At 69.5% G+C, this 12,243-nt stretch carries 9 protein-coding genes and 1 pseudogene; all 10 read left to right on the top strand.

What is annotated here, in order from left to right:
- The first annotated feature begins 62 nt into the window (after nt 1-62).
- Nucleotides 63-785, top strand: coding sequence for a hypothetical protein (locus JCM7685_RS18535; RefSeq protein WP_100526154.1), 723 nt, complete (start codon nt 63-65; stop codon nt 783-785).
- A complete protein-coding gene (locus tag JCM7685_RS18530; RefSeq protein ID WP_074967168.1) occupies nt 778-1,794 on the top strand; it encodes a hypothetical protein in 1,017 nt (338 codons plus the stop codon). Before JCM7685_RS18535 ends, JCM7685_RS18530 begins: the two co-directional genes overlap by 8 nt.
- A gap of 166 nt (nt 1,795-1,960) precedes the next feature.
- Nucleotides 1,961-2,467: a sigma-70 family RNA polymerase sigma factor gene (locus JCM7685_RS18525; RefSeq protein ID WP_074967166.1), complete on the top strand. Its 507-nt coding sequence runs from the start codon at nt 1,961-1,963 to the stop codon at nt 2,465-2,467.
- On the top strand, nt 2,467-3,417 hold the full coding sequence (locus JCM7685_RS18520) for a FecR domain-containing protein (RefSeq protein ID WP_170848915.1): 951 nt from the start codon (nt 2,467-2,469) through the stop codon (nt 3,415-3,417). The genes JCM7685_RS18525 and JCM7685_RS18520 overlap by 1 nt, the downstream gene beginning before the upstream one ends.
- A gap of 115 nt (nt 3,418-3,532) precedes the next feature.
- Nucleotides 3,533-4,153: pseudogene (locus JCM7685_RS20460) on the top strand (secretin and TonB N-terminal domain-containing protein); the annotation flags it as partial.
- Nucleotides 4,048-6,045 (top strand): TonB-dependent siderophore receptor, encoded by a 1,998-nt coding sequence (locus tag JCM7685_RS18515; protein WP_231964753.1) that lies wholly within the window; start codon nt 4,048-4,050, stop codon nt 6,043-6,045. The pseudogene JCM7685_RS20460 and the gene JCM7685_RS18515, both read left to right, overlap by 106 nt.
- A gap of 264 nt (nt 6,046-6,309) precedes the next feature.
- The gene (locus tag JCM7685_RS18510; RefSeq protein ID WP_074967164.1) at nt 6,310-7,503 is read left to right on the top strand and encodes an efflux RND transporter periplasmic adaptor subunit; all 1,194 of its coding nucleotides are present in this window, start codon (nt 6,310-6,312) and stop codon (nt 7,501-7,503) included.
- Nucleotides 7,500-9,443 carry an ABC transporter permease gene (locus tag JCM7685_RS18505; RefSeq protein ID WP_074967163.1) on the top strand — a complete coding sequence of 648 codons (1,944 nt, stop codon included), beginning with the start codon at nt 7,500-7,502 and terminating at the stop codon, nt 9,441-9,443. Before JCM7685_RS18510 ends, JCM7685_RS18505 begins: the two co-directional genes overlap by 4 nt.
- Nucleotides 9,444-9,639: 196 nt before the next feature.
- The gene (locus JCM7685_RS18500; RefSeq protein WP_074967161.1) at nt 9,640-10,551 is read left to right on the top strand and encodes a bifunctional 5,10-methylenetetrahydrofolate dehydrogenase/5,10-methenyltetrahydrofolate cyclohydrolase; all 912 of its coding nucleotides are present in this window, start codon (nt 9,640-9,642) and stop codon (nt 10,549-10,551) included.
- An 83-nt stretch (nt 10,552-10,634) separates the two neighbouring features.
- Nucleotides 10,635-12,197: a BCCT family transporter gene (locus JCM7685_RS18495; RefSeq protein ID WP_074967159.1), complete on the top strand. Its 1,563-nt coding sequence runs from the start codon at nt 10,635-10,637 to the stop codon at nt 12,195-12,197.
- Nucleotides 12,198-12,243: the final 46 nt, after the last annotated feature.

Raw genomic sequence — 12,243 nt, 5'->3', positions numbered from 1 at the left:
CAAGCCAGGGCCGCGCTGCTAAGCTTTTTCAGAACCTTCCGCAAAGCAGCCCCTTGTTCGTCATGCGTCTTCTTCCGTTCCTGGCCGCGGTCCTGATGCCCTGCGCAACTCTGGCACAGGGGGCGGAGACCGGAAAGGACATTGTCCTGGCCGGACGCGATTTCCAGGAGCGGCTGGGCGAGACCTCGAAGGTTTCGGGCGACATCATCATGGGGGTGATGCTGACCACCGACGCGCCCGGCGCAGCGGCGCCCGCGATCACCACCGGCCGGCCGCCGGACTGGACCACGGCGACCGACTGGAGCCCGGTCTGCGTGCGTCTGGTGTCCAAGGACGGCAATTACGAGGCCGAGAACACCTATATGGTGCGCCCCGGCTACGGCGCCACCGTCGCACCCTTTCCCTATCTGGGCAAGCATGCGGCGGATCTGGCCGCGCGCAAGGCCGTGGCCCTGGTGCGGGCGGGGCGCTGCGGCAGCCGCAACCAGCCGGTGCTGCCCAGCCTGTGGCGCGGCCCGGAACAGGCGGACCCGACGCTGCATGTCTATCTGAACACCGCGGGCAATCCGGCCATGGTGGCCGTCGGCCGGCGCGGCGAGCTTTATGCCGGCGCCTGCGAGAACGTGGCCGAACTGACCGGGCTGAAATACACCGCGCATTGCGCGATCCCGCTGGATCGCCTGCCCGCGGGCGCCGAGCCGCTGCCGCTGAGCTTCTTCGTCACCCGCGCCAATACCGAGGAGGTGTTCCAGACCGACCTGCTGCGCGTCCTGCCCGATGAATGAAGCCCGCATCGCGCGGGCGACGCGCCGTCGCGCCGCGGCCTTGGCCTCTTCGCGGAACCGGCGCAGCCGCCGGGTGGCGCTGGCGCTGTTGCTGTCGCTGCTGGGCGCGGTCATTGCCAGCCTGTGGTATGAACAGCGCATCGCCCGCGCGATCCTGGTCGAGGCCGAGACCGGCACCCTGCACGTCACCCTGACCAGCGAGCTGAGCGGCAAGCTGTTCCAGGATGCCAGGCTCTGCCGCAAGCTGCCGGCCGAGCAGGTGGATTTCGCCCGCCGCGGTGCGCCGATGGGATGCCCGGCCCGCAGCTACGAACTGGCGGAGGAACCTTTCGACGGCGCGTTGCCCATCGGCACGAGGCTGGAGATTTTCTCCGGCCCGCGCCGGCTGACCCTGCGCGTCGAAGAGGTGCCCGCGGATTACGCCGGCACCGAAACGGCGCGGCTGGAAGGCGGCGGCATCGTCCTGGACGGCGAGGCCTTGGACGGTTTCGGCAGCCTGTACCTCAGCGGTCTGGCGGTGATCGGCGCCAGCCCCAGCCAGACCGACCGCATTCCCCTGACCGCCGGCCGTTACCAGATCACCGGCCAGACGCTGATGAGCGTTCTGAGGACCGGCCGGCAGGTGCTGCGCGAAGGCACGCTGGCGGCGGGCGCGCATCTGTTCTTCTGCGAAAGGCCCAGCCTGCTGGCGCGCGGCAGCGGCGCCTGCGCCGTGCCGGGCGACGGCACGCTTGCGTCGCCGCTGGGCACGGCGGCGGCCGAGGCGCAGCTGCAGATCTCGGTCCCCGACCCGCAAAAGCCGGTGATGACGGTGACGGCGATCTCGCGCTTCCGCCCGGTGGACCTGGCGCTGCACTACTTCCGCACCGAGCCGGTGATGATCGGACCGCGCCTCGTCGATCCGCTGGCGCGCGACCCGGTGCTGCTGCTTCTGGCCACGCTGGGCGGCGGGCTGACCGTCTTGCAACTGGCCCTGTCGCGGCTGTGGCGGCGGCCCGAAGTCCGCTAGCTCGCGCCCCGGTTGCGCCCGGCGCCGGGCCGGTTGTGACATGAAATCGACAATGCCGGTGCATCGCTGCCCAGGGGGCAAGGCGGCGGTGGAAATACCCGTGCAATCCAGTAAGGAATTCCTGTCCGGAAAACATGCCGGCAGGGGTGCAGTGCTTGGGGGCAGGGTGGCGATCGGCGGAAATCCGAAATGCGCGCTTCATGGGCTTTATGCCGATCATCACGGCTGGCTGCATGGCTGGCTGCGCGGCAAGCTGGACGACAGCGGCGATGCGGCCGACCTGGCGCAGGACACCTTCCTGCGGCTGATGGCCTCGCGGCGCCGGCCGATGCTGGCGGGCGACCGGCCGCGGGCGCTGCTGACCCATATCGCCAAGGGCTTGCTGATCGACCACTGGCGCCGCAAGCGGGTCGAGCGCGCCTATCTGGACACGCTGGCGCATCTGCCCGCCGCGCAGGTCCCGCCGGCCGAGGAGCAGCTGATCGTCATCGAGACGCTGGCCCGGATCGACGCCATGCTGGCGCGGCTGCCGGCGCTGACGCGCGAGGTCTTCCTGCTGGCGCAGCTGGACGGGCTGACGCTGCAGCAGATCTCGGATCGGGCGCAGGTGCCGGTCATCACCGTGCGGCGGCATATCCGCAAGGCGCTCTTGGCCTGCATGGCGCTGGACTGATGCCGCAGCCGCCCGCCGATCTGCTCGAAGAGGCCGCCGACTGGGCGCTGGCGATCCGTTATGGCGCCGAGGCCGAGATCGACCGCGCCGCCTTCGAGCGCTGGCTGGCCCGGGGACCCCAGCATGTCGAGGCCTGGGAGCGCGCCCAGGCGGTGTTCCAGACCTTCGGGCGGCTGCCGCGCGGCCTGGGCCGGCAGGTGCTGCACGGCATGGACCGGCAAGCCGACCGCCGCCGCGCGCTCGGTCTGCTGGCCGGGCTGGCGCTGGCGCCCGCGGCGGGGGCGGCGGCCTGGCAGCAGCCCTGGCGGAAATGGCGCGCCGACGTGGCGACCGCGGTGGGCGAGCGCAGGACCCTGGCGCTGCCCGACCGCTCGGAACTGGTGCTGAACACCGACAGCGCCGCCGACATCGCCTTCACCCCGGACGAGCGGCGCATCCGGCTGCTCTCGGGCGAAATCATGGTCACCACCCGGCCGGACCCGGCCCCGGTGCCGCGCCCGCTGCTGGTCGCGACCGCCGTCGGCGAGGTCCGCGCCCTGGGCACCCGCTTCAGCGTGCGCCAACTGGACGATCAGATCCGGGTCTCGGTCTTTCGCCATGCGGTCGAGATCCGGCCGCTGAACGCGCCTCCGCAGCGGCTGGCGGCGGGCGAGCAGGCGGATTTCGGTGCCGAGGGCATCCGCCACGCGGCCCCGGTCGACGACAGCGCCGCGACCTGGGAACGGGGGATGCTGCTGGCCCAGGACATGCGGCTGGGCGATGTGGTGGCAGAACTGGCCCGCCATCGCCATGGCGTGCTGCGCTGCGACCCCGAGGCGGCGGGCATCCTGGTCTCGGGCGCGATCTCGCTGACGGACACCGACGCCGGGCTGGACCTGCTGGCCCGGACGCTGCCGGTGCGCGTGCAGCGGCGCACGCCCTGGTGGGTGGTGGTCGCGCCCCGCGGCTAATTTTTTCGCGCGGGGCATGATCACTTTTCCCGTCTCGTCCGGTGAACAGGAAAAGGGAGCCAGCCAGACCCGGTATCCAGCACGCTGCCCGCAACCCCAGACAGGATGAAGCAGCATGACCTACCTGACCAGCGCCCCCGCCGCGGCCGCGCGCGCGCTTGCCCTATCGACCGGCCTTGTCGCCACCCGGGCGCTGATGCTCGGCACTGCGCTTGGCGCCGTGATCGCCCTTCCCGTCCTGGCGCAGGCCCGCGACTATGCCATCGGCCCCGGCCGGCTCAGCGACGTCCTGGCGCGCTATGCCGCCGATTCCGGGGTGCAGCTGGTCTATCAGCCCTCGGCGCTGGCCGGGCTGCGCAGCGCCGGACTGCGGGGCAGCTATACGGTCGAGCAGGGCTTTTCCGTGCTGCTGGCGGGCAGCGGCTACCGGCTGCAGCAGGCGGCGCCGGGCAGCTATGTGCTGGTGCCGCCGGCAGTGCAGGGCGCCGCGGCGCAGCCCGGCGACGGCGCGGTGGTGCTGGACACCGTCACCCTGCGCGGCGGCGGCGCCACGACCGAGGGCAGCGGTTCCTATGCCGCGGAATCGGCCAGCATCGCCCGCGGCGCCGAGTCGCTGAAAGAGGTGCCGCAATCGGTCACCGTGATCACCGACCAGGCCATCAAGGACCAGAACCTGACGATGATGTCCGACGCCATGGCCAAGGCGCCGGGCATCGTCGCCACCACCGACGGCATGGGCAACCCCGAGTTCCGCTCGCGCGGGTTCGTCATCGACAATTACCAGATCGACAACATGGTGACTCGTATACCTCGACCTTCCGGCCGGATTTCGATCTGGCGATCTATGACCGGGTCGAGGTTCTGCGCGGCGCCGAGGGGCTGTTCTCGGCCGCCGGAGAGCCGGGCGGCACCATCAACCTGGCGCGCAAGCGGCCGACGGACCAGATGCGCTCGTCGCTGTCGCTGGCCTATGGCAGCTGGAACAACCGCCGCATCGAGGCCGACATCGGCGGTCCCATCGGCTTCGACGGCCGGCTGCGGGGCCGCGTGATCGGGGTCTGGCAGGACCGCGACCAATTCTATGCGCCGGCGGATGAGGAAAAGCAGGTTCTTTACGGTATCCTGGAATACGACCTGACGCCCGACACCACGATCAGCGGCGGGGTCAGTTATCAGCGCCAGCAGGGCATCAACTGGATGTCGGGCCTGCCGACCTATATCGGCGGCGGCCAACTTGGCTTGCCGCGCGACGTGGCGCTGAACGTCGACTGGGCCGATCGCAACACCACCATCCGCGAAACCTTCCTGACCGCCGAGCACCGATTCAACGACGACTGGTCGATGAAATTCAGCGCCATGCGGCAGAGGTATGACTTCGACTACATGCAGCTTCGCCTGGGCGGGCCGGTCGATCCGGCGACGGGGTCCTTTGGCGATCCGAACGTCTTTTCCGAAGAGGACGGCAACCATTCCGACGGCTTCGACCTCAGCGTCAACGGCCGGTTCAACGCCGGGGGCGTGGAATACAAGCTGACCGCCGGCACCGACTGGCGGCGCAGCTATGGCAAGCAGATCCGCCTGCGCTATGAAACCGCCTTCCCGCCGGACTCGATCGGGCTGGACGATTTCCCGGGTCTGGAACTGCCGGAGCCCACGCGGGGCACCCGCCGGCAAGGCTGGCCGGCCTGGGGCGGCAAGCAGCAGGGCATCTATGCCCGGCTGGACATGGCCGTGAGCGACAAGGCCCATGTCATCGTCGGCGGCCGCTACGGCAATTACAAGCATTCCGAAATCAGCGAGCAATATGACGAGGATGGCAACCTGATCGCGCGCGACACCAGTTGGCGCTGGCGCGAGGACGGCATCTTCACGCCCTATGCCGCCGTCACCTATGACCTGACGCCGGACTGGACCGCCTATGCCAGCGTGACCGAGATCTACAAGCCGCAGGGCAACATCTTCGCCGGCCCGCCCGACAGCCCCACCCAGCTTGACCCGATCACCGGGCGCAACTTCGAGCTGGGCGCCAAGGGCGCGGTGCTCAACGGGTCGCTGAACGTCGCGGCGGCACTCTACCGGATCGAGCGCAAGGGAGAGGCCGTCGCGGACCCGCGCTATGAAAATGAGGACACCACCTATTACCTGCCGCTGGGCGAGATCGTCAGCCAGGGCCTGGATCTGGAGATCTCGGGAGAGGTGGCTCCGGGCTGGCAGGTGTTTGCCGGCTATACTTACAATCACAACAAGAACGAAAAGGAAAACGTGGTCTACAGCGCGCTGACGCCCAAGCATATCTTCAAGCTGTGGACCGATTACAACCTGCCGGGCGCCTATTCCAAATGGACCCTGGGCGGCGGCGTGACGGTGAAGAGCAACCAGGCCAACAGCGGCACTTACTGGGTCTGGACCGATGCCGGCTGGACGCAGCCGTCCTTCGAGATCAGGCAGGGCGGCCATGCGGTCTGGGATGCGCATGTGAACTACCGGATCGACGACTGCTGGAACCTGGCGCTGAACGTGAACAACGTCTTTGACAAGACCTATTACGCCACGCTGGGCACCCCCGCCGCCGGCAACTGGTATGGCGCGCCCAGAAACGCCACCCTGACCCTGCGCGGCCAGTTCTGACCTCGGAGCGCCCGGGCCATGCCGGGCGGCTTCGGCCGCGCATGGCCCCGGTTGCGCTTGTCTTTTCGCGGCCCTAAACAATCGTCATGCCATGCAGAGGCCGTCCGGCCCCGAAGCGTCGGTCGCAGCCGCCCTTGGGGCAGGCCGGCGGCCTCGGACCCCTCGCAGAGCCAGATCGCGGCATCGCTCTTCGAGAAGGATTTCAGGCTTGCATCTCCACGTCCCTCGCGGCCTTGCCGCGCCGCCTGCGCACCGGGCCGCGCCATGAACGCCCATGCGCAGCCGGGCGCCGGACTGCCCCCGCCCTTGGCCCTGCCCGAGCCTCCGCCCCGCCGTCGCGGTCGCCGGCTGCTGCTGGCCGGGTTGCTCTTGGTCGCCGTCGCGGGCGGGGCCGGCTGGTGGGCACGGTCGGCGCCGCCGGCGGTCGTCTATGACACCGCACCGGTCGTACGCCGCGATCTGGAAAACGCGGTGACCGCCTCGGGCCGGATCGAGCCGGCGGCATCGGTCGATGTCGGTGCGCAGGTCTCGGGGCAGCTGCGCCGGCTGCATGTCGCCGCGGGCGACCGCGTCGAGGCCGGGCAGCTGTTGGCCGAGATCGACGCCGAGGTGCAGGCGGCGCAGGTCGAGGGGTTGCAGGCGGAGCTGGCGCGGTTGGCCGCCGAGCGCCGCGAATTGCAGACGCAGCTGGGCTTTGCCGAACGCCAGGCCGGCCGGCATTCCTCGCTGGCCGGGCGCAGCAGCAGCCGCGTCACGCTGGAAGAGGCCGAGCGCGACCGCGACGTGCTGCGAGCCCGGATCGAGGCGCTGGACGCCACCATCCGCCGCAGCCGTGCCGAGCTGCGGGCCGAGGAGGCGACGCTGGCGCGCTCGCGCATCACCTCGCCCATGGCCGGAACCGTGGTCGCGGTCGAGGCGCGCGAGGGCCAGACGCTGAACGCCAATTACGACACGCCGGTGATCCTGCGCATCGCCGACCTCGCCACCATGACCGTGCGCAGCGACGTCTCCGAGGCCGACGTGGTGCATCTGCGGACCGGCATGCCGGTCTGGTTCACCACGCTGGGCTTTCCCGACCGCAAGTATCGCGCCGCGTTGCGCCAGGTGCTGCCGGCGCCGCCGGTGAAGAAGGACGAGGCGGCCAATGCCGTCGTCACCTATGTCGCGCTGTTCGACGTCGCCAACGCGGGCGGCGAATTGCTGTCGGGCATGACGGCGCAGGTGTTCTTCGTCACCGAAAGCGCCGAGGGCGTGCTGGCCGTTCCCGCCGCCGCCCTGGACGAGGACGGCGCGGTGCGGGTGCTGGGCCCGGGCGGCGCGGTCGAGACCCGCCGGCCCCAGATCGGGCTGCGCACCCGCTCTCATGTCGCGATCCTCTCGGGACTGGCCGAGGGCGAGCCGGTGGTGACCGGCACGCGCGCACCCGAGGGCGAGCCGCTGCTGAGGATCGCGCCGTGACCGCCCCGACCGAGGATGCCCCGCTGATCCGCATTCGCGGGTTGCACCGGGTCTTCGGCGAAGGCGCGGCGCGGGCCCATGTGCTGCGCGGCATCGACCTCGACATCCGCGCGGGCGAGTTCGTGGCCATCGTCGGCACCTCGGGGTCGGGCAAATCGACGCTGATGAACATCCTCGGCCTGTTGGACCGGCCGACGGCGGGCAGCTATCACCTGGCCGGGCAGGACGTGGCGCGACTGTCGCGCGATGCCCAGGCCGGGCTGCGCAACCGGCTGTTCGGCTTCGTCTTCCAGCATTACAACCTGATCCCGACGCTGACGGCGCTGGAGAATGTCGCGCTGCCCGCCAGCCATGCCGGCGCCGCGCGGGCGGCGCGGCGGACGCGGGCGGCGGCGCTGCTCGACGGCCTCGGCCTCGGGCACCGCATGGAGGCGCATCCGGCGCAGATGTCGGGCGGCCAGCAGCAGCGGGTCTCCATCGCGCGGGCGCTGATGAACGGCGGCTCTGTGATCCTGGCGGACGAGCCGACCGGGGCGCTGGACGCCGAAAGCGGCCGGCAGGTGATGCGGCTGCTGTCGGACCTGGCGGCGCGGGGTCATACCGTGATCCTGATCACCCACGATGCCGACATCGCCGCCCGCGCCGGGCGGGTGATCCGCATCGCCGAGGGGCAGGTCGCCGCCGACAGCGGCTTCGCCCCGCCGGCCGAGCCGGCGCCGGCACTGCCGCCGGCGGGCCATCGCCGCCCGGCGCTGCTGCCCACCCTGCGCGAGGCGGTGCGCTCGGCCTTCGCGGCCATTGCGGCCAGCCCGGTGCGCACGGCGCTGACGCTGTCGGGCATCGTCATCGGCGTCGCCTCGGTCGTCGCCATGCTGGCCATCGGCCGCGGCGCGCAGGAGGAGTTCATGCGCCGCGCCTCGGCCATCGGCACCAACTGGGTCGTGGTCAGTTCGGACCAGGGCACGCGCATGACGCGCCGGCCGCTGACGCTCGCGGATGCCATGGCGCTGAAGGACCTGCCCAATGTCGCCGGTGCGATGCCCGGCCGATGGGAGCAGGCGGCGGTGCAGGCGGGCGGGCTGTCGGTCGAAACCGACGTCATCGGCACCGACCGCGACTTTCGCGCGGTGCATGGCTGGGACGTGGCGCGCGGCAGTTTCTTTTCCGACGCGGACGAACGCGGCGGCAGCCCGGTGCTGCTGCTGGGCGCGACGGTGGCGCGGACGCTGTTTCCCGATGGGCGCGATCCCACGGGCGAGTTCGTCATGGTCAACATGTCGCCCTTTCTGGTCGGCGGCGTGCTGGAGCCCAAAGGCCTGACCGAGAGCGGCAACGACCGCGACAAGGTGGTGGTGATGCCGCTGGCCAGCCTGGAAAGCCGGGTCTACGGCCCGGGCGAGCTTTCGGTGATCGTCGTCGCCCTGCGGGACATGGCGCGGCTCGACGACAGCAACGCGCTGCTGCGCGAGGTGATGATCCAGCGCCACGGCGCCGAGGATTTCTGGCTGACCGACGCCGCCGGCGCCTTTGCCGCCGCCGAGGCCGAACGCGCCTCGCAGAACCTGCTTCTGGGCGCCATCGCCGCGATCTCGATCTTCGTGGGCGGCATCGGGGTGATGAACATCATGTTCATCACCGTGCGCGAACGCACGCGCGAGATCGGCATCCGCGCCGCCACCGGCGCCTCGATGCGCGACATCCTGGTGCAGTTCCTGACCGAGGCGGTGGTGCTGTCGGCGCTCGGCGGCCTGGCCGGGCTGGGGCTGGCCGCGGGCGTCGGCGCGGTCGCGGCCTCGGGCTTCGGCATGCCGGTGGTGTTTTCGGTCACGGTGGCCCTGGGCGCGCTGGCCGGCGCCACCGCCATGGGCGCCGCATTCGGCCTGGTTCCCGCCATTCGCGCCGCCAGGCTGAGCCCCGTCGAGGCGCTCGCCAGTCCCTGAACGGCCCGAGTCCCGGTCCCGCGCGGCGGTATCGGTGTCGCGATCGTGAACAAGGACGCTTTTGTTCTTCAACATGTCGGTGGAGTGCTCTTTGCCGGACGGCGAATGACACATCTTCTGGCGGGAAGGCACTCGCCTGAGCTAAGCGCTGGATACAGCGATTAACCCAATGCCAAAATCAGGAAGAGACCGCACCATGACGACTTACGCCGACCACCGCCTCATCGACGGCCGGGCCGTTCAGGCCCGCATCCTGAACGAGGTGCGCGACGAATTCGACCGCGCCCGCGAGAGCTGGCCGGTGGGCCGGCTGGTGTCGGTTTCGATCGGTCCCTCGCCCGAGATCGAGGTCTATGTGCGCAACCAGGCGCGCGGCGCGGAACGCGCGGGGCTGCCCTTCGAGCAGCAGGTCTGGCCCGCCGACATCACGCAAGAGGAATGCAAGCGCCGCATCGCCGAGTTCAACGACGACAGCGACGTGCTGGGCATCATCCTGCAACGGCCGGTGCCGGCGCATATCCACGTCCGCTCGCTGCAATCGGCGATCCATCCGCTGAAGGACGTCGAGGGCATGAACCCGGCCTCGATCGGCAACATCGTCTACAACGACATCGCCCTGGCCCCCTGCACCGCCGCCGCCGCCGTCGAGCTGGTGCGCGAGACCGGGCTGAAGCTGGAGGGGCTGGAGGTGGTGATGATCGGCCACTCCGAGATCGTCGGCAAGCCCGCCGCCTTCATGCTGATGGCCGAGGGCGCCACGGTCACCGTCTGCCACCACATGACCCGCTCGGTCGCGATGCATTCGCGCCGCGCCGACGTGGTCGTCGTGGCGGTGGGCAAGCCGCATCTGATCGGGCCGGACATGATCAAGCCCGGCGCCGCGGTCATCGATATCGGCATCAACCAGGTCAGCGACGCCGACGGCAGGCTGCATATCCTGGGGGATGTCGACACGGACAAGGTGCGCGAGGTCGCGGGTTGGATCACGCCCGTGCCCGGAGGCGTGGGGCCGGTGACGGTCGCCATGCTGATGCGCAATGCCTTGACCGCCCACAAGCGCCAGGTGGCTTCCGGCTGGCTGCGGCAAGAAACGCTGCAGACCTGCTGACATCGGCGCAAATGAAGACGGCTTCCGACGCCAGACCGCCGGAAGCTTTTTTATTTCCGAAACGAGACCGGGGAGGATCTCAGATGCAGGAAACACCCGAAAGGGGAGTAAATGGTGGGGTCTTCTGGCCCGCCATTGCGATAGCGGGGGGCTTCGTGTTGTGGGGCATCCTCGACCCACCCAGCCTGTCCAGCGTCTCTGGCGCCGTCCTGAGCTGGATCATCCGCGTGTTCGGCTGGGCCTTCGTCATCTCGACGGCCGTCTTTCTGGTCTTCGCCATCTTTCTGGCCTTCAGCCGCTTCGGCCGCATCAAGCTGGGACATGACGACGAAAAGCCCGAATTCTCGACCCGCTCCTGGGTCTGCATGATGTTCAGCGTCGGCATGGGCATCGGGCTGATGTTCTGGGGCGTGGCCGAGCCGGTCAGCCATTTCGGCAGTCCGCCGCATGGCCTGGCGCAGCCGCAGACCAAGGAGGCGGCCCTGATCGCCATGCAATACGCCTATTTCCACTGGGCGCTGCACCCTTGGGCGATCTACGCCATGGCGGGCCTGGCGATGGCCTATTTCAGCTATCGCCGCGACTTGCCGACGCTGGTCTCCAGTGCCTTCCACCCGCTGCTGGGCGACCGCATCCACGGTCCCATCGGGCGCACCATCGACGTGCTGGCGATCATCGCCACGCTCTTCGGCACCGCGACCTCGCTGGGCCTGGGCGCGCAGCAGATCAACAGCGGCATGAACTACCTGTGGCATACCGGGGAAACCCCGGTCATCTCGCTGACCATCATCGCCGTGCTGTCGGTGGCCTTCATCCTGTCGGCGGTCTCGGGCGTCGGCAAGGGCATCCAGTTCCTCAGCAACCTCAACATGGTCATCGCCGTGGTGCTGCTGCTGTTCCTGGCGGCGCTGGGTCCGACGGTCTTCATCCTCGACACGCTGATCGAATCGCTGGGCTATTACTTCAGCGACCTGGTGGCGATGTCCTTCCGGACCTCGGCCTTCAGCGACAGCAAATGGCTGGCCAGCTGGACCATCTTCTACTGGGCCTGGTGGATTTCCTGGGCGCCCTTCGTCGGCGTGTTCATCGCGCGCATCTCGCGCGGGCGGACGATCCGCGAGTTCGTCGTGGGCGTGCTGCTGATCCCCAGCGCCGTGACCTTCATCTGGTTCACCATCATGGGCGGCAGCGCGCTGCATTCCGAACTGATGGGCCCGGGCGGCCTGGTCACCGCCATCGCGGAAAAGGGTGAATCGGTTTCGCTCTTCGCCCTGCTCGAGCAGTATCCGCTGGCCTCGCTGACCTCGGCGGTGGCGATGTTCCTGGTGGCGATCTTCTTCGTCTCGGGGGCCGATGCGGCCTCGGTGGTGATGGGGATGCTGTCCTCTTACGGCACCACCTTCCCGCGTCCGCGGCTGGTCGTGCTCTGGGGGGTGCTGGCTGCGGCCTCGGCTTCGGTCCTGCTGGTCATGGGCGGCCTGGACGGGTTGCAGACCGCCGCGATCATCGGCGCCGCGCCCTTCCTGCTGGTCATGATCGGGCTCTGCATCTCGCTGTGGAAAGGGCTTCTGGACGACATCGAGGTCCATGGCCATTTCGAGGAGCTTGACCCGCATACCGGCGGCGTGAAAGAGCGCCAGCATTAAACGCGGCACGGGCCGCGCCGGTTCTTGAAACCGGCGCGGCACACCA

Origin of the sequence: Paracoccus aminovorans (genome assembly GCF_900005615.1) — a bacterium.
In the GTDB taxonomy this organism is placed as follows: domain Bacteria; phylum Pseudomonadota; class Alphaproteobacteria; order Rhodobacterales; family Rhodobacteraceae; genus Paracoccus; species Paracoccus aminovorans.
This window is presented reverse-complemented; position numbering and strand designations above follow the sequence as displayed.

Bases quoted from the DNA above. Each gene is read 5' to 3' on its own strand.
- JCM7685_RS18535 (WP_100526154.1), top strand. From the start codon at position 63: ATGCGTCTTCTTCCGTTCCTGGCCGCGGTCCTGATGCCCTGCGCAACT.
- JCM7685_RS18530 (WP_074967168.1), top strand. From the start codon at position 778: ATGAATGAAGCCCGCATCGCGCGGGCGACGCGCCGTCGCGCCGCGGCC.
- JCM7685_RS18520 (WP_170848915.1), top strand. From the start codon at position 2,467: ATGCCGCAGCCGCCCGCCGATCTGCTCGAAGAGGCCGCCGACTGGGCG.
- JCM7685_RS18510 (WP_074967164.1), top strand. From the start codon at position 6,310: ATGAACGCCCATGCGCAGCCGGGCGCCGGACTGCCCCCGCCCTTGGCC.
- JCM7685_RS18500 (WP_074967161.1), top strand. From the start codon at position 9,640: ATGACGACTTACGCCGACCACCGCCTCATCGACGGCCGGGCCGTTCAG.
- JCM7685_RS18495 (WP_074967159.1), top strand. From the start codon at position 10,635: ATGCAGGAAACACCCGAAAGGGGAGTAAATGGTGGGGTCTTCTGGCCC.